17 protein-coding genes are annotated in these 20123 nt (G+C 70.1%); 2 read left to right on the forward strand and 15 right to left on the reverse strand.

Annotation, left to right across the window (positions count from 1 at the left end; all coding sequences use genetic code 11):
- Window positions 1-108 precede the first annotated feature (108 nt).
- Window positions 109-876: a carbonic anhydrase gene (locus IM697_RS33445; RefSeq protein ID WP_194039822.1), complete on the reverse strand. Its 768-nt coding sequence runs from the start codon at window positions 874-876 to the stop codon at window positions 109-111.
- A 237-nt stretch (window positions 877-1113) separates the two neighbouring features.
- Between IM697_RS33445 and IM697_RS33450 the strand changes: the two genes are divergently transcribed.
- Window positions 1114-1767, forward strand: coding sequence for a maleylpyruvate isomerase family mycothiol-dependent enzyme (locus IM697_RS33450; protein ID WP_194039823.1), 654 nt, complete (start codon window positions 1114-1116; stop codon window positions 1765-1767).
- A gap of 121 nt (window positions 1768-1888) precedes the next feature.
- Here the strand turns inward: IM697_RS33450 and IM697_RS33455 are convergent, their stop codons facing one another.
- From IM697_RS33455 to IM697_RS33480, 6 genes are all read right to left on the reverse strand, one after another.
- Window positions 1889-2572, reverse strand: coding sequence for an SDR family oxidoreductase (locus IM697_RS33455; protein WP_194049992.1), 684 nt, complete (start codon window positions 2570-2572; stop codon window positions 1889-1891).
- A gap of 319 nt (window positions 2573-2891) precedes the next feature.
- Complete coding sequence (locus IM697_RS33460; protein ID WP_194049993.1) at window positions 2892-3104, reverse strand: ferredoxin; 213 nt, start codon at window positions 3102-3104, stop codon at window positions 2892-2894.
- 5 nt (window positions 3105-3109) lie between these two features.
- Window positions 3110-4309 (reverse strand): cytochrome P450, encoded by a 1200-nt coding sequence (locus IM697_RS33465; protein ID WP_194039824.1) that lies wholly within the window; start codon window positions 4307-4309, stop codon window positions 3110-3112.
- A gap of 205 nt (window positions 4310-4514) precedes the next feature.
- Complete coding sequence (locus tag IM697_RS33470) at window positions 4515-5855, reverse strand: PP2C family protein-serine/threonine phosphatase (protein WP_228044280.1); 1341 nt, start codon at window positions 5853-5855, stop codon at window positions 4515-4517.
- Between the two features lie 230 nt (window positions 5856-6085).
- Window positions 6086-8335, reverse strand: a complete 2250-nt coding sequence (locus tag IM697_RS33475; protein WP_228044281.1) for a caspase, EACC1-associated type — start codon at window positions 8333-8335, stop codon at window positions 6086-6088.
- A 41-nt stretch (window positions 8336-8376) separates the two neighbouring features.
- Window positions 8377-8778: a hypothetical protein gene (locus IM697_RS33480; RefSeq protein ID WP_194039825.1), complete on the reverse strand. Its 402-nt coding sequence runs from the start codon at window positions 8776-8778 to the stop codon at window positions 8377-8379.
- 233 nt (window positions 8779-9011) lie between these two features.
- On the opposite strand from IM697_RS33480, the gene IM697_RS33485 reads away from it, so the two are divergent.
- A complete protein-coding gene (locus IM697_RS33485; protein WP_194039826.1) occupies window positions 9012-9662 on the forward strand; it encodes a DUF1707 SHOCT-like domain-containing protein in 651 nt (216 codons plus the stop codon).
- A 1-nt stretch (window position 9663) separates the two neighbouring features.
- On the opposite strand, the gene IM697_RS33490 is transcribed toward IM697_RS33485, so the two are convergent.
- The 8 genes from IM697_RS33490 to kdpF all read right to left on the reverse strand — a co-directional run bounded on the left by IM697_RS33490 (window position 9664) and on the right by kdpF (window position 19834).
- A complete protein-coding gene (locus IM697_RS33490; protein WP_194039827.1) occupies window positions 9664-10386 on the reverse strand; it encodes a potassium channel family protein in 723 nt (240 codons plus the stop codon).
- Window positions 10379-11689 (reverse strand): TrkH family potassium uptake protein, encoded by a 1311-nt coding sequence (locus IM697_RS33495; protein WP_228044282.1) that lies wholly within the window; start codon window positions 11687-11689, stop codon window positions 10379-10381. Before IM697_RS33495 ends, IM697_RS33490 begins: the two co-directional genes overlap by 8 nt.
- Window positions 11690-11931: 242 nt before the next feature.
- Window positions 11932-14487 (reverse strand): sensor histidine kinase, encoded by a 2556-nt coding sequence (locus IM697_RS33500; protein WP_194039829.1) that lies wholly within the window; start codon window positions 14485-14487, stop codon window positions 11932-11934.
- 48 nt (window positions 14488-14535) lie between these two features.
- Window positions 14536-15219, reverse strand: coding sequence for a response regulator (locus IM697_RS33505; protein WP_194039830.1), 684 nt, complete (start codon window positions 15217-15219; stop codon window positions 14536-14538).
- Between the two features lie 51 nt (window positions 15220-15270).
- The gene (kdpC, locus tag IM697_RS33510) at window positions 15271-15885 is read right to left on the reverse strand and encodes a potassium-transporting ATPase subunit KdpC (protein ID WP_194039831.1); all 615 of its coding nucleotides are present in this window, start codon (window positions 15883-15885) and stop codon (window positions 15271-15273) included.
- 24 nt (window positions 15886-15909) lie between these two features.
- Complete coding sequence (gene kdpB / locus IM697_RS33515) at window positions 15910-18075, reverse strand: potassium-transporting ATPase subunit KdpB (RefSeq protein ID WP_407699564.1); 2166 nt, start codon at window positions 18073-18075, stop codon at window positions 15910-15912.
- Window positions 18072-19736, reverse strand: a complete 1665-nt coding sequence (gene kdpA, locus IM697_RS33520) for a potassium-transporting ATPase subunit KdpA (protein WP_194039832.1) — start codon at window positions 19734-19736, stop codon at window positions 18072-18074. Before kdpA ends, kdpB begins: the two co-directional genes overlap by 4 nt.
- 8 nt (window positions 19737-19744) lie before the next feature.
- Window positions 19745-19834 carry a K(+)-transporting ATPase subunit F gene (kdpF, locus tag IM697_RS33525; RefSeq protein WP_033264828.1) on the reverse strand — a complete coding sequence of 30 codons (90 nt, stop codon included), beginning with the start codon at window positions 19832-19834 and terminating at the stop codon, window positions 19745-19747.
- Between the last annotated feature and the right edge of the window lie 289 nt (window positions 19835-20123).

Below are 20123 nucleotides of genomic sequence, written 5' to 3' on the forward strand. Positions count from 1 at the left end.
GGTGGCCGGGCCCCCGGCGCGCAGCGCTGCGGCGACCCGGTCCGCGACCGCCGACCGCTGTGCCTCGCCCTGCCCCCGGCCCTCCCGTCCACCACCGCCTCACCGCCATCAGGCCGCGGGCGCCCCGTCGAGGACCTCCACCCGGCCCGTGTCCAGCGAGTAGTAGGCGCTGACGACGGCCAGGGCACCCTTCTTCACCAGGGGCGCGAGGGCGGGGTCGCGGCGCAGGCCGGCCGCCGTCTGCCTGGCGTGGGTGCGGACCATGGCGTCGACCGGGTCATCGTGCTTCGCCTTGGCTATGGCCTCGTACGCCGGGCGGACGGCCTCGGCGATCGACTGCAGGTCGCCCGGCAGCGGCTTGCGCTCCTTCAGGGCCTTGTACGACGCCTTGACCGCGCCGCAGCGCTGGTGCCCGAGCACGACGATGAGCGGGGTTCCGGAGGTCACCGGCCCGTACTCGATGGAACCGGTGACCACCGGGGCGACCACCTGGCCGCCGGTGCGTATCGCGAACAGGTCGCCGATGCCGGTGTCGAAGACCATCTCCGGCGGGACCCGGGAGTCGATGCACGAGACGACGACGCCGTAGGGGTCCTGCTCCTCGTCGACGGCCTCGCGCCGGTCGACACCCTGGTTGGGGCGCTGGAGGGAGCCCTTCACCCAGCGCTCGTTGCCCTCCAGCAGGCGCTTGAGCACCGCGGAGGGCGTCTCGGGGGGTGCGGCCGCGGACGCCGAGGGGCTCGCCGCCGCGACCGGCGACGCCTTCGAAGCCGCGCCGTTGTCCGTCTTCGTCGAACAGCCCGTGATCACGGCCGCGGTCGCCACGAGCCCTCCGGTGAGTACGGCTCGGCGCTGCGGTTGCGAGACACTGCCCATGGCACGCTTCCCTTCTGGTGTTCCCCCTGGTGGGGCGGGTGGTGCCACTGTTGCGAAGGGGCGGTTAGCGCCCGTACAGCGCTGATGCAGCGCACTGGAAGCGCACGTCCAAATCACGGAGCGTCGCCCGGCGGTACCGGAGTTGCGGCGCCGTGTCCGTGGCCGCCCGCGCGGTCGCCGCCGGCGGGCACGCGTTCCTCGGCGATGACTTTGCGCCGGAGCGGGAGTCTGCCTCGCATGACTGATCCGGAACTGACAGCGGACCGCGGCCACCGGACCGGGGTCTGGCCCTTGATTCATGCCGAGCGTGCGGCTCTGGCGGCCGATCTCGAAGGGCTGGCGGACGAGCGATGGGCTACGCCGTCCCTCTGCGCGGGACTGACGGTGCGTGAGGTGCTGGCGCATCTCACCGCGGCCGCGAGTCTCAATGGCCCGCGCTGGCTGGCGGGTGTGATCCGCTGCCGGTTCGACTTCGACAAGCAGGTGGCCATGCGCCTGGCCGAGCAGTTGGGGGCGACTCCGCAGGAGACCCTTGCGCGGTTCCGGCGGATCGTGCCGAGCGAGACCAAGCCTCCCCTGCCCACGATCGCCATGCTGGGCGAGACGATCGTGCACGGGGAGGACATCCGGCGTCCGCTGGGCATCCGCCGTGACCTTCCGATCGAGGTCGTCACACGGGTCGCCGAGTACTACCGGGGCTCGGACCTCGTGGTCGTCGCCAAGGGGCGCGTCGGCGGCCTGGAACTGGTCGCCGACGACGGCCCTTTCAGGACCGGTTCCGGGCCGCTGGTGTCCGGCCCGACCCTGGCGCTGGTGATGGCCATGACCGGACGCACGGCGTACTGCGACGACCTCGAGGGCGACGGTGTGGAGGTGCTCCGCCAGCGCTGAAAGGGCCGACCAGCCCTCCGTGAGGCGCTCCGGAGCGCTTCTGGTCGACACAGCACGCGTTTCGACCAGGCGGCCAAGGGTGGGCGACGACGTCGCGTTCATCGCCCACGAACGTCCGAGGTCAGCCGGCCTGGCCGGACGGCCGCAGGGTGAGCTGGTTGATGTCCACGCCTTCGGGCTGGTTGATCGCGAAAACGATCACGTCCGCGATCTGCTCGGCGGTCATCGCCGGTGCCGCCTCGGGCACTCCGCCGCGCCTGTCCCAGAACGGGGTGTCCACGACCCCGGGGGCGACGACGGTGACGCCCACTCCGTCCTTGCCGACCAGGAGCCGGGTGTTCTCGGCCAGTGCGTGCGCGGCCCACTTGGTGACCGAGTACAGGTTGCCGGGCGTGTTCCGGACCCCGGCGACCGAACCGACGATCACGATCCGGCCCTTGGACTGCCTGAGGTGCGGCAGCGTCTCCCGCACCAACAGGGCCGGGCCGAGGACGTTGGTGAGCACCATGGCGCGCATCGCCTCGGGCTCGTGGTCCTCCAGGGTGCCGGGCAGCGAGAACCCGGCGTTGGCGATGACCGTGTCCAGCCGGCCCCACCTGCCCACGATGTCACGCACCGCGGCGGCGACATGGCTCTCGTCGCTGGTGTCACCGGTGAGCGTCAGCAGCCGCTCCCCCGCCCCGACGGAAGCGGCGAAGGCGGCCAGCCGGTCGGCGTCGCGACCGGTGACGGCCACGCGGTGCCCCTGCTTGATCAGGGCGCGGGCGGTGGCGGCACCGATACCGGTCGAGCCGCCGGTGATCATCGTGACGGGTTCCAAGGGACGGCCTCCTCATCGGTGGCGGGCACGGGCGGCCCGCCGGGGTTCGAGCTGTCGATGGACACGGGCCCGAACGCGAGTTACCGGCCGACTCCAGGTTGCCGCCGCTCCCGACACGCGGTGATGGACGAACGCCCCCTCCCGCACCGGCGGTTGGCCGACTCCGCCGACCGGCCGACCGGCGTTCGGCCGCTCGTTCGTGGCCTCGATGTCCGTACTGTAGCCGGACCTTGTGGCGGAGTCCGCGTGCCGTCGGTGACCTGGCGGGATGCCGGGTGGGGCGGTGGCCGAAAGGGACTGCCCGTCAAGGGCCGCCAGACTGCGGCTCGTTGAAGGTGATCGCTCCGGAGGGGCAGACACCGACGGCCATCCGAGCGGCCGCGCGATGGACGGCGGACGGCTCGGCGTCCAGCAGGAGCACCCGACCGTCGTCGGCATCCTGGTCGAAGACCTCGGGGGCGGTCAGTGCGCACATCCCGGCGCCGATGCAGCGCTCACGGTCGACGCGCAGCCGCATCGATGTCACGACTCCTCCTCGTCCCAGGTGACCGGGAGGCTCTTGACCCCGAAGATGTCCGCGAACTCCGGGCGCAGCTCGACCTCCTCGGGCGGTACGGCCAGACGCAGCGCGGGAAAGCGGTCGAACAACGCGGGAAGCGCGACCCGCAGCTCGACGCGGGCGAGCTGCTGGCCCAGGCACTGGTGGATGCCGTGTCCGAAGGCCAGGTGCCCGACGCTCTGCCTGCCGATGTCGAGCACCTGGGGGTCGGCGAAGCGCTCGGGGTCGCGGTTGGCGGTGTGGTACGACAGGACGACCGTCGTGCCGGCCTCGATGGTCTGGCCGCCCAGCTCGACGTCCTCCAGCGCCGTCCTCATGAACGACTTGGCGACCGTCAGATACCGCAGCAGCTCCTCCACGGCCCGGTCGGCGAGCGCGGGATCGGCGCGCAGCGCGGCCAGTTGGGCCGGGTTCCGCAGCAGCGCGAAGGTGCCGAGGGACAGCATGTTCGCGGTGGTGTCGAGTCCGGCCGCCAGCAGGGTGAGGCCGACGCCCTGCAGTTCCTCGTCGGTCAGATCGCTGTCGGTGAGCTCGCTGAGCACGTCGTCGGTGGGGTGCGCGCGCTTGGCGGCCACCAGCCGCGCGACGTACTCCTGGACCGCGGTGTAGGCCGCGATCAGCTCCTCCTCGGTCGGCTCCCCGCTCATCAGCGCTTCGGTCTGCCGCTGGAAGGAGTCCCGTTCCTCGTACGGCACGCCCAGCAGCTCACAGATGATGACGGCGGGAATGGGCCTGGCGAACGAGGCCACCAGATCCGCCGACGGCCCGGCCTCCTCCATGGCGTCCAGGCAGGCGGCGGTGACCTGCTCGACCCGCTCGGTGAGCAGCCGCATCCGCCGCACCGTGAACCTGCCGACCAGCGGCTTCCGGTAGCGGCTGTGCTGCGGTTCGTCCGTGAGCAGGAACTCGCCGGGCGACGCCGGGGGAAGCTCGAAGTCGACCACGTTCATCAGCTCCTTGCGTGAGCTGAACCGCGGGTCGGCCAGGACCGACCTGACCAGGTCGTATCCGGTGATCAGCCAGCCGGGTCTCCCACCGGGGTGGGTGTAGCGGCTGATGGGGCCGTGCCGGCGGGCGTCCAGTAACTCGGCCGGCGGGTCGAAGGGGCAGCCGGGCTGACGCGTCGTCGGCAGCGTCGTGACGGTGTGCGGGGATTCGGCCATGACGATTCCTCATCTCGCGATAGTACGCGTTTGACGTGTCACGAAAGCTATGTTGCATTCACATCTACGTCAATCAATGGAACAGCATTTACCCAGCTAGATGGCGCTAAATTGATGCAATGACCCTGCGGTCGAATGCAACGTCACGTTGCAATGAACCCGCGATGAAGGCAACCGGGGCACTCCCGGTCGGGGCGGCCGAGCCTCAGTCGTGCGGGGTGCGCAGGGCCAGCAGGGCCATGTCGTCGTGGCCGTCGCCGGGGTGGTGGTCGGCGAGGAACCGCACGAAGTCGTCCGGCGGCAGGTCGACGTGGCTCGCGGCGAGTTCGGCGAGCCGGGCGAGGCCGTGGTCGATGGGGTGGTCGGGGTGTTCGACGAGCCCGTCGGTGAAGAAGAGCACGGTGGCCCCGGCGGGCATGGGACGGGTGTGGTCGGGACGGTCCTGGCCAAGGTCGACGCCGAGCGGCAGGCCGGGCTCGGCGTGGAGATACGCCACGTGCCGGTCGGGGCCGATCAGCAGCGGGGGAAGGTGGCCGGCCGTGCTCCAGTGCAGCCTCCAGCCGTCCTCCGCGGGCTCGATGCGGGCGAGGCAGGAGGTGGTGACCGGGAGATCGGTGATGGCGTGCAGAGTGCGGTCGAGCTGGGTGAGGACGCCGCTGGGCGGCGTGAAGCGGTCGAACAGCAGGGCGCGCAGCATGCTGCGGGTCTGGGCCATGGCGGCGGCCGCGCGCGTGTCGTGGCCGACGACGTCGCCGATCACGACGGCGCAGGCGTTGTCGGGCAGCCAGAGGGCGTCGTACCAGTCGCCGCCGAGGTGCCCGGGAGCGAGAGCCGGGCGGTAGATGGCCGCGGCGGTGAAGGGGTGCAGATCAGGCAGGGTGGGCAACAGAAGCCGCTGGAAGTGTTCGGCACTGTCGCGGATCTGCTCGAACAGGCGGACGTTCTCGATCGCGATGCCGGCGGCGCCGGCCAGGGCGACGACGATGTCCTCGTCGTCGCGGTCGAAGGGCCGGCCGTCACGGCGTTCGGACAGGTAGAGGTCTCCGTAGATGGTGCCGCGCACGCTGATGGCGACGCCCAGCAGGGTGCGCATACGGGGGTGTCCGGGCGGGAACCCGGTGGAGGCGGGGTGGGAGGGGATGTCGTCGACGCGCAAGGGCTCGGGGTGGTGGATCAGATGCCCCAGGACTCCGCGGCCCCGGGGGAAGTCGATGCCGGCCAGGTCACCGCGCTCGGACTCCGACAGGCCCGCCGTGATGAACTGCGCGAGCTGCCCACCGGATTCGTCCAGCACCCCCAGCGCCCCGTAGCGTGCGCCGACCAGGTCCATGGCGGTGGTGACGATGCGGTGCAGCACCGCGGGCAGATCCGTCTCCTGACTGATCGCCAGCACCGCGTCCAGCAGTCCCTGCAGCCGGTCCTTGGCGGTGGCAAGCTCCCGCAACTGCGCGGCGATCTGCTCCAGCTCGACGCCCGGCCGCGGCGTGGCTCCGGAGTCCGGCGGCCGTCCCGGTCCCCCTCCCTCGCCGCCCGCCGTCATGGACATCCGACGATCTCGGCGGCCGCGGCGGCACCGGCGGTCCCGCCGGGGGTCATCCGCCCGTGCCATTCGTCGTCCGCACGCGATCTGTGCACCCCCAGCCTCCCGACAGGACCGTGACCAACCCGCACAGGGTGGCGCAGCCAGACGGTCCAACCAGCCCATTACTCCGCAAGCGGCATGTTCCCCACCGTCATACGAGGTGGCGGGATCCGTTCCCCGGCCCGACGCACGTCTCACCCGAAGCGGTCGCCCCGTCGCGTCCGGACACGGGTGGTGACCGCCGCCAAGTACGCGGCGTATGTCTCCCGCTGGTTCCACGAAAACATGACGGTACGAGAGTTGTTCGCCATGGACTTCTGCGCCTGGCCGCTCGCGAAACGGAGCGGCTCCTGGTCCTGCGCGGTGGCGAGCTGTACATATCCGTTGACGAGACGGCTGGGCTCCTTGGACCGAACCGTGACGACATCGGCGAGGGGGATCACACAGTCCCTGGCGCCGCCGGCCTTCCCCATGAGCTTGCGCTTGATCTCGGCACGATCGGCATGGAGCGTCACGGTCGCGGTGTACCCCTTGAACACAAGTGGTCCGAGGTCCCACTCCTGGAGGGCGAGTCGCCCGGTCCATTGGGCGACCACGGCGGCGATCTCCTCCTGGGTCACGAAGGCGCCCTGCAGCCGGACGGGCTCGTTCGCGTCCGTCGGCAGGAAGAGCCCGTCGCCGCGGCCCATGAGCTTCTCGGCACCCGGCCGGTCGAGGATGATCTGCGAGTCGACGAGCGAGGAGGTGCCGAACGCGAGCCGCGAGGACAGCTTCGCCCTGATCAGATCGGTGACGACACCGGTCGCGGGCTCTTGCGTGGCGAGCACCAGATGGATGCCGACCGTGTGTGCGAGCCGCGCGATGGGCACGATCGCGTCCTCGACCTTGCGCGGCGGGGCCGTCATCAGGTCGGCGAGTTCGTGGACGACGACCAGAAGGTACGGGTGCGGCCGCACCCGCTGCCGATCGCCCTCGGGGGCGCTGACGCTCCCCTCGCGCGCAGCCCGGTTGAAGTCGTCGATGTGCCGGTAGCCGTACGTCGCCAGATCGTCGTAGCGAAGATCCATTTCGCGCACGATCCACTGGAGCGCTTCGACGACCCGGTTTCCGTCGGTGATGACCGGCGTGATGAGGTGCGGGATGTCCTTGTACGCCGTCAACGCGACGCGCTGGGGGTCGACGAGCATCATGCGGACGTCCTCCGGGGTCGCCCGCATCATGATCGATGTGATCAGGCAGTGGATCAGTGATGTCTTGCCCGACCCCGTGGCACCCGCGACGAGCAGATGCGGCAGCTTCGTCAGGTTGGCCAGCACGTAGCCGCCCTCGACGTCCTTGCCGAGCGCGACCAGCATCGGATGCTCGTCGCCGACCGCCTCGGCCACACGGAGCACGTCACCGAGGGCGACCAACTCCCGTTCGGTGTTCGGGACTTCGATACCGACCGCCGTACCGCCGGGAATCGGCAAGGTGACCCGCACGTCCGGGCTGGCGACCGCGTACGCGATGTTCCTCGTCAACGCGATGATCCGCTCGGCCCTTACGGCGGGGCCGAGCTCGACCTCGTAGCGTGTCACCGTCGGCCCGCGCGTGAAGCCGGTGACGGCTGCGTCGATCTTGAACCCGGAGAACACGTCGTTGAGCGCGGCGAGCACCGCGCCGTCGTCGAGGGGCGTCGGCCGCGTGTTCCCCGTCTCCCGGGCCGCTTTGACGGCCCGGGCAATGGTCACCCGGTATTCGAGCGCGCTCCAGAGCTGCGGTCGCTGTTTCACACCGGCGGCGAGGACTCGTTCGTAGACGTAGTCGTACAGCTCATGGACGCTGACGACGCCGTCCTGGTCCCGGTCCGCGTCTCCGGTCCGAAGGCCGTCGATGACGGCACCGGTGAACCTCGAGGGTTCGGGTGCCATCTCCGTGAGGTGGTCGCCTTCCCACGCGTACTCGGTGCGGTTCGTCGCCGTGAGAATGGCCCGGCCGTGGCCTGCCAGTTCTTCTGTCACATGCACTGCCGTGTCGCCCTTGGCGCCGGGCAGAAACGCACCGCTGTAGCAGCAGTCGAGGAGCACGACGATCGACTTCGCACGGCAGCGGCGCATCTGGTCATGGACGAACGCCGCGGACACCGCGGTCGAGGCCAGGAGCCTGCGGTCGGTGTCCCGTGCGGCGAAGTGGAGCAGCCCGTTGTCGTCCTTGACGCCGTGGCACGAAAGGTGAAGGAGCAGTACGTCGTCCCGGCTTCGGTCCAGGAAGAAGGTCTCCAGGCGGCGGTTCACTTCGTGGTGGGGTCGGTCGATCACCTGGGTGACGTCGAACGCACCGATCTGGGGATCCTGAAGCACTTCCGCGAGCCCGGCGGCGTCCCGGGCGGGTGAGCGGAGCCGTCTCAGCGCGGGATTCTCGTACTCACCCGTGGCGACGAGCAGGGCGTCGCGGCTACCGGGCACGACCGCCGGCCATGTGTCCCTGCTCGGCGGAGCAGGCCGTTTCAGGCACCGGAGGAGCCCGTTCCGCCCCCCGGCTCCGCGGGCGGGACGGGCTGATGAGCCACGATGAAGGCGTCCACGAGCCGCCGCTGGTCCTCCGCCGAAGCGTCTTCCAGGTCGATGCTGTCGTCGCCGAACACAACCCGTACCTTCCGAACGGGACGGTTCGTCATCCACGTTTCCAGTAGCCGGACCACCCCTCGCAACGCGATGGGCGACAGCGTCACGGCGAGCACCCCGAGGGCGACCGCGTCGCCGGGCTTGGAACCCACGGGAGTGTCGTCGATACGCACCGGATCCACGCGGTCAACATCCAGCTCGAGCAGCTCGCCCCTCAACTGGAAGGTGAGTTCGTCGAGTTCGGCCGGGTCGCTGTCAGGTGCTCCCTCAAGCGTGACGGTCATCGAGTTCGCTTTGGTCACAACACCCCCAGAGAGCTACGTGCGCGGACGAGCATATCGCCAACCTCCCCTGGGGTAGGGGACGTTGTAGTGTCCTCGCGAGCGGGCGCGGGAGGCGGTTGTTGTTGCTGCCTGGCCGGGCCCGGCCAGGACGTATGTCGCGATATAGCGTTAGTCTTCTACTCGCGCCGCTGCCCGCGTCGCGCGGAGACGTTCGACAGGAGCAGGACGGAAGCATGTCGGGAGAGATTTCACCCACCGGGAAGCGCTCCGACCCCGGCTCGTCGCCCGGGCTGCGAGCCTCTCATGCGGACCGGGACCGGGTCGTGGATGTGCTGCGGATCGCGGCGGGGGACGGCCTGCTGACCGCGGACGAGTTGGACGAGCGTCTGGAAGCCGCCCTGTCGGCACGGACTCTGGGCGAACTGAGCGTGCTCACCGCTGATCTGCCGCCCGTATCGGCCACGGCCGGCGCGGCGGTGACCGACGTCAAGGACGTGGTCCGGATCGAGCAGGTGCACAGCGGCGCGGTCGAGCGGGCGGGGCGCTGGGTGGTGCCGCGGAAGCTGGAACTCGCGGTGTACTGGTGCGAGGTGACCCTCGACTTCACCGAGGCCGTGATCACCCAGGACACCCTGCGGATCGACGTCGACATGGCGGGGAAGACCCTGACGCTGATCACACGGCCCGGCATCGTGGTCGACACCGATGGACTGCGGCTGGTCCACAGCAAGGTCACGCACCGGCAGGCCGCGACGGCCCCTGATGCGCCGGTCACTCTGCGAGTGGAGCTGGTCGGTCAGAAGGCCCACGGCCGTGTGGTGGTGCGACCCCCACGTCGGACGTTCCGGCAGTGGCTGCTGCGCAGGCCCAGGTCCCTTTCGTGAGTCAGTCGCGTTCGGTGAAGGACTCCACGGCCTGGGTCTTGCCGGTGACGATGATGACGTCGCCCTTGGCGATGACGGTCTCGGCGGTGGCGTATGTGAAGCCCTCGCCCGGCCGCTTGATGCCGACGACCGTCACCCCGTACTTGGATCGGACCCCGCTCTCGCCCAGCGCCACCCCGGTGGCCACTTCCGGCGCGACGGTCTTCACCAGGGCGTAGTCGTCGTCGAACTCGATGAAGTCCAGCATCCGGCCGGTCACCAGGTGCGCGACGCGCTCCCCCATCTCGTGCTCCGGCAGCACCACGTGGTGCACGCCGAGGCGCTCCAGGATCTGGCCGTGCTGGCGGCTGATGGCCTTGGCCCAGATGTTGGGGACCTCGGCCTCCAGCAGGTTGGTCGAGATGAGGATGGATGCCTCTATGTCGGTGCCGATGCCGACGACGGCGCTGGTGAACTCGTGCACGCCGAGCTGGCGCAGTACCTCGGGGTCGGTGCAGTCGGCGGCGGCGGTGTGGGTGAGGTCGTCGCTCAGGCGCTGCACGATCTGGGGATCGGAGTCGACGCCGAGGACGTCCCAGCCGCGGCGCATCAGCTCGTTGGCGAGCGAACTGCCGAAGCGGCCCAGGCCGATGACGGCGACGCGCTGGTCGCCGTGGGGGTTGGCGTACTGGGTGGCGAGCTGCTTGGCGCGGCGGCGGCGCAGGTTGTGCAGGTAGTTAGCCAATGACGGGTCGCTCCTCGGGTAGCTGGTAGCGGCGGGTGCGCTCGCGCAGGGCCAGCGCGGAGACGAGGGTGACCGGTCCGAGTCGGCCGACGAACATGAGCACGATGACGATCAGGCGTCCGACGGTCGGCAGGTCAGCGGTGATGCCGGTGGACAGGCCCACGGTGCCGAAGGCGGACACCGCCTCGAAGAGCACCTGCTCGAAGGGCTTGTCGACCACCACGAGGAGCGCGAGGGTCGCGGTCATCACGAACCCGACGCCGGCGAGGGCCACGGTCAGGGCCTGGCGCAGGACGTGCGGGGCGAGCTTGCGGCCCATCACGCCGGAGTGCGGCTCGCCGCGCACCTCGGCCAGCATGGCCGCGCCCAGCACGGCGAAGGTGGAGACCTTGATGCCGCCCGCGGTGCCCGCACTGCCGCCGCCCACGAACATCAGCATGCACGTCATCAGCAGCGTCGCATCCGTCATCGCGCCGATGTCGACGCTGTTGAACCCGGCGGTGCGGGACATGGCGGAGTGGAAGAACCCGGCGAGGATCTTCTTGTGCCAGTCGAAGGGGCCGAGGGTGCCGTCGTTGCCCCACTCCAGGGCACAGGTCAGCACGGTGCCGAGGGCGAGCAGGATGGCGGTGGTGAGCACCGTGAGGCGGAAGTGCAGCGACCAGCGGCGCCGGCCGGTGAGCTGCCTGCGGCGGCGGTGGCGCAGCAGCTCGAGCAGCACGGGGAAGCCGATGCCGCCGAGGATCACCGCGACGGCGACCGGCAGGGTCACCCACGGGTCCTGGGCGTACCGGGTGAGGCTGTCGGCGTGCAGACCGAACCCGGCGTTGTTGAACGCCGACACCGCATGGAAGAACCCCAGGTAGGAGGCATCCCAGATGGACTCGCCGTAGCCGAAGCGCAGCCGCAGCGCGAGTACGGCGCCGACGGCCAGCTCGACCATCAGGGTGCAGCCGGCCACGCCGAGCAGCACCTTGCGGACATCGCCGATGCCCAGGCTCTTGGTCTCGGCCTGCGCGGTGAGCTGCATCCGCAGCCCGAGCTTGCCGGAGATCAGCAGGCCCAGCAGCGAGGCCATGGTCATGATCCCGAAGCCGCCGACCTGGAACAGGGCGAGGACGACGCCCTCGCCGAAGCCGCTCCAGTACGTGCCGGTGTCCACGACCACCAGGCCGGTGACACACACCGCCGACGTCGACGTGAACAGCGCCGTCACGAAGTCGGCCGAGGAGCCGTCCTCGCTGGCGGCGGGGAGCATCAGCAGGACGGTGCCGAGCAGGATCACCGCGCTGAAGCCCGTCACGACTGTGCGCGCGGGGTGCGCCGTGAAGAGCGACTGCCATCCCCGCGCAGCTCTGGAAGGGCGCGTCGCCTTCGTCGGTCGCGCCGCTGCCGCACGTCCGGTCACGCCTCGGCTCCTCCACCTGTCGTATCCCGCCAGGACATCGTCAAGGATCCGACAGGTCTGCGCCAAGATCCCGGCGGCACACCCTAACCGAACGTGTAACCGAAGAAAGCATCCGCCTCACGCACGGGGGCGTAGCTCTACGTCATCGTCGTGGTCGGCAGTTCGGGCTGCGCCCGCGGCCGGCCCGGGGCCGTGCGGAGCGTGAGGACCATGGTGAGGCCGCCGCCGGGGGTGTCCTCGGCGTCGAGGGTGCCGCCCATGGCCTCGGCGAAGCCGCGGGCGACCGCGAGGCCGAGGCCGACACCGGCGCCGCGCGGGGCGTCGCCGTAGCGCTGGAACGGCTCGAAGATGCGCTCCTTGGCGTCGTCGGGCACGCCGGGTCCGCGGTCCGCGACCCGCAGTTCGACGCGGTCGCCGAGGGCGCTGGCGGATACGTGGACGGGTGACGCGGACGGGCCGTCGGGGCTGTACTTGACGGCGTTCTCCACGACGTTGGCGACCGCGCGCTCCAGCAGCCCCTTGTCGACGGCGACCATGGGCAGCGTCTCGGGGATGTCGAGGTGGACGCTGTCCTCGGGCACCCCCACGAGGGCCATCGGGACCACCTCGTCGAGGTCGATCTCCCGGATCAGCGGCGTGACGGTGCCGGTCTGCAGCCGGGACATGTCCAGCAGGTTGTCCACCAGCCCGCCGAGCCGGTCGGCGCCCTCCTCGATGCTCTCCAGCAGCTCCGCCTGGTCCTCCTCCGACCAGGCCACGTCGTCGGAGCGCAGCGAGGAGACGGACGCCTTGATGGCCGCGAGCGGGGTGCGCAGGTCGTGGCTGACGGCGGCGAGCAGCGCGGTGCGGATGCGGTTGCCCTCGGCCAGCTCCTTGGCCCGGTCGGCCTGCAGCTGCAGCCGCTGGCGGTCCAGTACGACGGCGGCCTGGGCGGCGAAGGCGGCCAGCACCCGCCGGTCCTCGGCCGGCAGGACGCGGCCGGACAGGGCGAGCGCCATGTGGTCGCCGACCGGCATGTCGACGTCGGCGTCCTCGGGCCGCTCGATGGCGCCGGGGTCTCCGACCCGGCCCGCGCAGGTCCACGGGTCGACGTCGGTCTCCCGCTCCAGCAGGGCCGCCGACTCCATGGCGAAGGTCTCCCGGACGCGCTCCAGCAACGCGTCCAGGCTGGTCTCCCCGCGCAGCACACTGCCGGCCAGCAGGGAGAGGATCTCCGACTCGGCGCGCAGCCGGGCCGCCTGGTGGGTGCGGCGGGCGGCCAGGTCCACGACGGAGGCGACGGAGACGGCGACCGCGAAGAACACCGCGATGGCGACGACGTCCTCCGGTTCCGCGATGATCCAGGTGTGGACCGGCGGGGTGAAGAAGTAGTTCAGCAGCGCCGATCCGACGGTCGCCGAGGCGAGCGCCGGCCGCAGACCGCCGAGCAGCGCCGCGGCGACCGTCAGCATCAGGAACAGCAGCACGTTGTTCGTCAGGTCCGGGCCCACGTCGGCTCGGGTGAGAGCGAGGGTGAGCAGCAGCGGGCCGGCCACGCCGACCAGCCAGCCCCAGATGATCCGCGAGCGGCCCAGCCGGGTACCCCGGGCGAGGGGCAGCCCGCGGCCCTTGCCCGCCTCGTCGTGGGTGATCAGGTGGACGTCCAGGTCGGGTCCGGACTCGCGGGCGACGGTGGCGCCGACGCCGGGTCCGAAGACGTACTGCCAGCTCTTGCGCCGGGAGACGCCCAGGACGATCTGGGTGGCGTTGACGCCGCGCGAGAAGTCCAGCAGCGCGGTCGGGACGTCGTCGCCGATGACGTGGTGGAAGGTGCCGCCGAGGTCCTCGACCAGGGTGCGCTGGACGGCGAGCTCCTTCGGTGAGGCGGAGGCCAGTCCGTCGCTGCGGGCGATGTAGACGGCGATGACCTCGCCTCCGGCGCCCTTCTCGGCGAGCCGTGCCGCCCTCCGTATGAGCGTGCGCCCCTCCGGGCCGCCGGTCAGGCCGACCACGATCCGCTCGCGGGCCTGCCAGGTGGAGCGGATGTCGTGCTCCCCCCGGTACTGCTGGAGGTACTCGTCGACCCGGTCCGCCACCCACAGCAGGGCCAGCTCGCGCAGGGCGGTCAGGTTGCCGGGGCGGAAGTAGTTCGACAGGGCCGCGTCGACCTTGTCCGGCTGGTAGATGTTGCCGTGCGCCATGCGGCGGCGCAGGGCCTGCGGCGACATGTCGACAAGCTCGATCTGGTCGGCGCGGCGGACCACCTCGTCGGGAACGGTCTCCTGCTGCCGGATCCCGGTGATCGTCTCGACGACGTCGCCGAGCGACTCCAGGTGCTGGATGTTCACCGTGGATATCACGTCGATGCCGGCCGCCAGCAGCTCCTCCACGTCCTGCCAGCGCTTGGCGTTGCGGGAGCCGGGCACGTTGGTGTGCGCGAGCTCGTCGACCAGGGCCACCCGGGGGCGGCGCGCGAGGACCGCGTCGACGTCCATCTCCGTGAACGTCGTGCCGCGGTACTCGATCTCGCGGCGCGGGACGAGTTCCAGGCCGTGCAGCATCACCTCGGTGCGCGGCCGGTCGTGGTGCTCCACGAAACCGACCACGCAGTCGGTGCCGCGCTCCACGCGCCGGTGGGCCTCGGAGAGCATCGCGTAGGTCTTCCCGACGCCCGGCGCCGCGCCGAGGTAGATCCTTAGCCTGCCGCGTCCCATGTGGTTCTCGGTTCTCGTCTCTGTGCGGTCGGTCGTGTGCGGGCGGGCTCACCCCTCGAAGCGGTATCCCATCCCAGGTTCGGTGATGAGATAGCGCGGGTGCGAGGGATCCGCTTCGAGTTTGCGGCGCAGCTGGGCCATGTACACCCGCAGATAGTTCGTCTTGTTGCTCTGGGACGCTCCCCAGACCTCGCGCAGGAGCTGTTTCTGTGTGACGAGGCGCCCGGGGTGCGTGACCAGGATCTCCAGTAACTCCCATTCGGTCGGGGTCAGCCGGATGTCGTGCCCGCCGCGGTTGACCTTCTTCGCGACCAGGTCGACGGTGAACGCGTCCGTCTTCACCAGCGTCGTCTCCAGGGCGACCGGCCCGCTCTCGGCGCGGCGGACCGCGGCGCGCAGGCGGGCGAGCAGTTCGTCCATGCTGAACGGCTTGGTGACGTAGTCGTCGGCGCCCGCGTCCAGCGCCGTGACCTTCTCGTCGGACGCCCGCCGGGCGGAGAGCACGAGTATCGGCACCCGGGTCCGGCCGCGCAGGGCCTTGATGACGTCGACGCCGTCCATGTCCGGCAGGCCCAGGTCGACGACGACCACGTCGGGCCGGCGGGCGGCCGCCAGCCGCAGGGCGGTCGTGCCGTCCGGGGCCGCGTCGACGCCGTAGTGGCGGGCCTGCATGTTGATGACGAGCGCGCGTACGAGCTGGGGGTCGTCCTCCACGACCAGCACCCGGGTCATCGGTGCGCCCCTTCCTGTCGTGTCCTGTCGTGCGCCGTGCGGACAGCCCCGTCAGCTCTTCGCCGCGAGTTCCCTGAGCGCGATGTTGAGTTCGAGGACGTTGACGTGCGGCTCGCCCATGAAGCCGAGGGTCCGGCCGTCCGTATGCGCGTCGACCAGCTTCTGCACTTGGGCGACGGTCAGCCCGTTGTGCTCGGCGACCCGCCTGACCTGGATGCCGGCGTACGCCGGGGAGATGTCCGGGTCGACGGCGGAGGCCGAGCCGGTGACGGCGTCCTTCGGCACCTCGGACTCGGGTACGCCGTTGAAGGCGGCGACCTGCTTCTTGGCCGCCCTGACGTCCTTGACGAGCGTCGGGTCGCTGGCGCCGAGCTGGCTGGAGCCGGTGGACAGGGGGTCGTAGCCGCTGTTGGAGGGGCGCCCCTGGAACCACTTCGGGTCGGGCCTGTCGGTGCCGGGCAGGTTCCAGCTCTGGCCGATCAGCCGGGAGCCGACCTCCTTGCCGTCGACCTTCACGATCGAGCCGCCCGCCTTGTCGTGGAAGGCCAGTTGGCCGACGCCGGTGACGACGAGCGGGTAGACGATGCCGGTCACGACGGTGAGGACGAGCAGCATGCGCAGGGCGGCCCAGGCCATGCGGCCGGTGTTCACTACAGAGGTGTTCATGTGCTTCACCACGCCTTTGAGAAATTACAGCCCGGGGATGAGCGAGATGAGCAGGTCGATGATCTTGATGCCGATGAACGGGGCGATCAGCCCGCCGAGGCCGTAGATCCCGAGGTTCCGGCGCAGCATGCGATCCGCGCTGACCGGCCGGTACTGCACGCCCTTCAGGGCGAGCGGCACGAGCGCGATGATGATCAGGGCGTTGAAGATGACCGCCGACAGGATGGCGGAGTCCGGTGAGGACAGCGCCATGATGTTGAGCTTGTCCAGGCCCGGGTAGACCGCCGCGAACAGCGCCGGGATGATCGCGAAGTACTTCGCGACGTCGTTGGCGATGGAGAACGTGGTCAACGCGCCCCGGGTGATCAGCAGTTGCTTGCCGATCTCGACGATCTCGATCAGCTTGGTCGGGTTGGAGTCGAGGTCGACCATGTTGCCGGCCTCCTTGGCGGCCGACGTACCGGTGTTCATCGCCACGCCGACGTCCGCCTGGGCGAGCGCGGGGGCGTCGTTGGTGCCGTCGCCGGTCATCGCGACCAGCTTGCCGCCGGCCTGCTCCCGCTTGATGAGCGCCATCTTGTCCTCGGGAGTGGCCTCCGCGAGGAAGTCGTCCACGCCCGCCTCCTCGGCGATCGCCTTGGCGGTCAGCGGGTTGTCACCGGTGATCATGACGGTCTTGATGCCCATGCGGCGCAGTTCCTCGAACCGCTCGCGCATGCCGTCCTTGACTACGTCCTTGAGGTGGATGACGCCCAGGACGCGGGCGCCCTTGTCATCCCTCGCGGCGACCAGCAGCGGGGTACCGCCCGCCTCGGAGATGCGGCCCGCGATGGTGTCGGCGTCCTCGGCGACGGTGCCGCCCTGCTCGCGCACCCAGGCGATGACGGAGGCGGTGGCGCCCTTGCGGACCTTGCGCCCGTCGACGTCCACGCCCGACATACGGGTCTGCGCGGTGAACTCGATCCACTCGGCGTGCGCCAACTCGCCCTGGTGCCGCTCGCGCAGGCCGTACTTCTCCTTCGCCAGTACGACGACGGAGCGGCCCTCGGGCGTCTCGTCGGCCAGCGACGACAGCTGGGCGGCATCGGCCACCTCGGCCTCCGTCGTGCCACGCACCGGCACGAACTCGGCGGCCTGGCGGTTGCCCAGCGTGATGGTGCCGGTCTTGTCGAGCAGCAGCGTGGAGACGTCACCGGCGGCCTCGACCGCCCTGCCGGACATGGCGAGTACGTTGCGCTGCACCAGCCGGTCCATACCCGCGATACCGATGGCGGACAGCAGCGCGCCGATCGTCGTCGGGATCAGACAGACCAGCAACGCCACCAGCACGACCATCGTCAGATGGGAGCCCGCGTAGTCCGCGAACGGCGGCAGGGTCGCCACAGCCAGCAGGAAGACGATCGTCAGCGAGGCCAGCAGGATGTTCAGCGCGATCTCGTTCGGCGTCTTCTGCCGTGCCGCGCCCTCGACCAGATTGATCATCCGGTCGATGAAGGTCTCACCGGGCTTCGTCGTGATCTTGACGACGATCCGGTCGGACAGCACCTTCGTACCGCCGGTCACCGCGGACCGGTCACCGCCGGACTCCCGGATGACCGGAGCCGACTCACCGGTGATCGCCGACTCGTCGACGCTCGCCACGCCCTCGACGACGTCACCGTCGCCGGGGATGACGTCGCCGGCCTCGCAGACGACGAGGTCACCGATCTTCAGGTCGGTACCCGGAACCCGCTCCTCGGAGCCGTCCTTGAGCAGTCGGCGCGCGACCGTGTCGGTCTTGGCCTTGCGCAGCGTGTCGGCCTGGGCCTTGCCGCGGCCCTCGGCGACGGCCTCCGCGAGGTTGGCGAAGATCACCGTCAGCCAGAGCCAGGCGCTGATGGTCCAGCCGAACCAGTCGCCCGGGTCCGTGAAGGAGAAGACGGTGGTCAGCACGGAGCCGATCAACACGACGAACATCACGGGCGACTTGACCAGCACCCGCGGGTCGAGCTTGCGGAAGGCGTCCGGCAGCGACTTGACGAGCTGCTCAGGTTCGAACAGTCCCCCGCCGACCCGCCCGTCGGGCTTGTGCCCGGTGGGCGCGTCCTGGTGCGGCGCGAGGGTGGGAGTGGACATCGTGTCCTGCTTCTCTGCGTCGGTACTCTGCGTGTCGGTGTTCTGGCTGTCGGCGTTCTGCGTGTTGGTGGTCATGCCGCGAGCCCTTCCGCGAGCGGGCCGAGCGCTAGCGCCGGGAAGAACGTCAGGCCGGTGATGATCAGGATCGCCCCCACGAGAAGGCCGGTGAACAGCGGCTTCTCGGTGCGCAGGGTGCCTGCCGTGGCCGGGACCGGCCGCTGCTCGGCGAGCGAGCCGGCCAGCGCGAGGACGAACACCATCGGCAGGAAGCGGCCCAGCAGCATGCACAGGCCGAGCATCGTGTTGTGGTACTCCGTGTTCGCGCCGAACCCGGCGAAGGCGGACCCGTTGTTGTTGCTGGCCGAGGTGTAGGCGTACAGCACCTCGGAGAAGCCGTGCGCCCCGACGTTCGTCATGGACGACTCGCCCTTGCCCAGCGCCATCGCCAGCGCGGTGCCGATCAGCACCAGCGCCGGGGTGATCAGGATGTAGCAGGCGGCCAGCTTGATCTCGCGGGTGCCGATCTTCTTGCCCAGGTACTCGGGCGTACGGCCCACCATCAGACCGGCGATGAACACCGCGATGATCGCCATGATCAGCATGCCGTACAGACCGGAGCCCACCCCGCCGGGCGCGATCTCGCCGAGCATCATGCCGAGCAGCAGCACCCCGCCCGACAGTCCGCTGAAGGAGTCGTGGAAGGAGTTCACCGACCCGGTCGAGGTCATGGTCGTGGACACCGCGAACAGCGAGGACGGGCCCTCGCCGAAACGCTGCTCCTTGCCCTCCATCGCGCCGCCCGCGAGCTGGGAGGCGGTGCCCGGGTGGGCGTACTCGGTGATGGTCACCGCGACGACGCCGAGGAACCAGATGACGGCCATCGCGGCGAGGACGGCGTACCCCTGCTTGACGTTGCCGACCAGCTTGCCGAAGGTGCGCGGCAGTGAGAACGGGATCACCAGCAGCAGGAAGATCTCCAGCAGGTTGGTGAAGCCGTTGGGGTTCTCGAACGGGTGCGAGGAGTTGGCGTTGAAGAAGCCGCCTCCGTTGGTGCCGAGGTCCTTGATGGCCTCCTGGGAGGCCACCGCACCGGGGCTGATGGCCTGCTTGTCGCCGGTCAGCGTGGTGACGGTGTGGATGTCGCCGAAGTTCTGGATCGCACCGCAGGCGATCAGGACCAGCGCCGCGACCACGGAGATCGGGATCAGGATGCGGACGACGCCACGCACCAGGTCCGCCCAGAAGTTGCCCAGCTCACCGGTCCGGGACCGGGCGAAGCCGCGCACCAGCGCCACCGCGACCGCGATGCCGACCGCCGCGGAGACGAAGTTCTGCACCGCCAGGCCCATCGTCTGGGTGACGTGGCTCATCGCCGACTCACCCGAGTACGACTGCCAGTTCGTGTTGGACACGAAGGAGGCGGCCGTGTTGAACGCCTGGTCCGGCGTGATCGCCTTGAAGCCCAGCGACAGCGGCAGCGTGTCCTGCACCCGCTGGAGCAGATACAGGAACAACACGCCCACCGCGGAGAAGAACAGCACGCCGCGCAGATACGCCGGCCAGCGCATCTGCGCGTCCGGATCGGCACCGACGGACCGGTAGATCCACCTCTCGAGGCGCAGGTGTTTCTTCGAGCTGTACACGGCGGCCATGTAGTCGCCGAAGGGACGGTGCACCAGGGCGAGCGCGCCGATCAGCGCGGTCACCAGGAGCACGTCAGCAAGTACGGGACCCATGCCTGATCTCAGAACCTCTCCGGGAACACGAGGGCGAGGACGAGATAGCCCAGCAGGGCGACGGCCACCACGAGGCCGACGATGTTCTCGGCGGTCACAGCTTGCCCACCCCCCGGGCGATGAGCGCCACGAGCACGAACACCGCGACCGTGGTGAGGACGAAGGCCACGTCGGCCATCGCGATCTCCTAGTGAGGTTCGAATGAGAATCGGACGAATCGAGGAAAGCGCCTCTGTGACCGGATTCGGCCGCCGTTGACAGCCCTCTTACGGCGGCCGTGCCGCCCTTGACGCATCTCTAACGCCCGTCCGGCCCGGTGTGATCAGGGCCGCGTCGGTCTTCTCCGACGCACGGGGCTCGACACGGCTCTCGCGCCCCGATCGTTTC

Source organism: Streptomyces ferrugineus (genome assembly GCF_015160855.1).
GTDB lineage: Bacteria > Actinomycetota > Actinomycetes > Streptomycetales > Streptomycetaceae > Streptomyces > Streptomyces ferrugineus.

Coding starts and splice junctions, on each gene's coding strand:
- IM697_RS33465 (WP_194039824.1), bottom strand. CDS start 4,309: ATGGCCGAATCCCCGCACACCGTCACGACGCTGCCGACGACGCGTCAG.
- kdpB (WP_407699564.1), bottom strand. CDS start 18,075: ATGACCACCAACACGCAGAACGCCGACAGCCAGAACACCGACACGCAG.
- IM697_RS33470 (WP_228044280.1), bottom strand. CDS start 5,855: ATGTCCATGACGGCGGGCGGCGAGGGAGGGGGACCGGGACGGCCGCCG.
- IM697_RS33480 (WP_194039825.1), bottom strand. CDS start 8,778: ATGACCGTCACGCTTGAGGGAGCACCTGACAGCGACCCGGCCGAACTC.
- IM697_RS33485 (WP_194039826.1), top strand. CDS start 9,012: ATGTCGGGAGAGATTTCACCCACCGGGAAGCGCTCCGACCCCGGCTCG.
- IM697_RS33455 (WP_194049992.1), bottom strand. CDS start 2,572: ATGATCACCGGCGGCTCGACCGGTATCGGTGCCGCCACCGCCCGCGCC.
- IM697_RS33450 (WP_194039823.1), top strand. CDS start 1,114: ATGACTGATCCGGAACTGACAGCGGACCGCGGCCACCGGACCGGGGTC.
- kdpC (WP_194039831.1), bottom strand. CDS start 15,885: ATGAACACCTCTGTAGTGAACACCGGCCGCATGGCCTGGGCCGCCCTG.
- IM697_RS33500 (WP_194039829.1), bottom strand. CDS start 14,487: ATGGGACGCGGCAGGCTAAGGATCTACCTCGGCGCGGCGCCGGGCGTC.
- kdpA (WP_194039832.1), bottom strand. CDS start 19,736: ATGGGTCCCGTACTTGCTGACGTGCTCCTGGTGACCGCGCTGATCGGC.
- IM697_RS33460 (WP_194049993.1), bottom strand. CDS start 3,104: ATGCGGCTGCGCGTCGACCGTGAGCGCTGCATCGGCGCCGGGATGTGC.
- IM697_RS33505 (WP_194039830.1), bottom strand. CDS start 15,219: ATGACCCGGGTGCTGGTCGTGGAGGACGACCCCCAGCTCGTACGCGCG.
- IM697_RS33445 (WP_194039822.1), bottom strand. CDS start 876: ATGGGCAGTGTCTCGCAACCGCAGCGCCGAGCCGTACTCACCGGAGGG.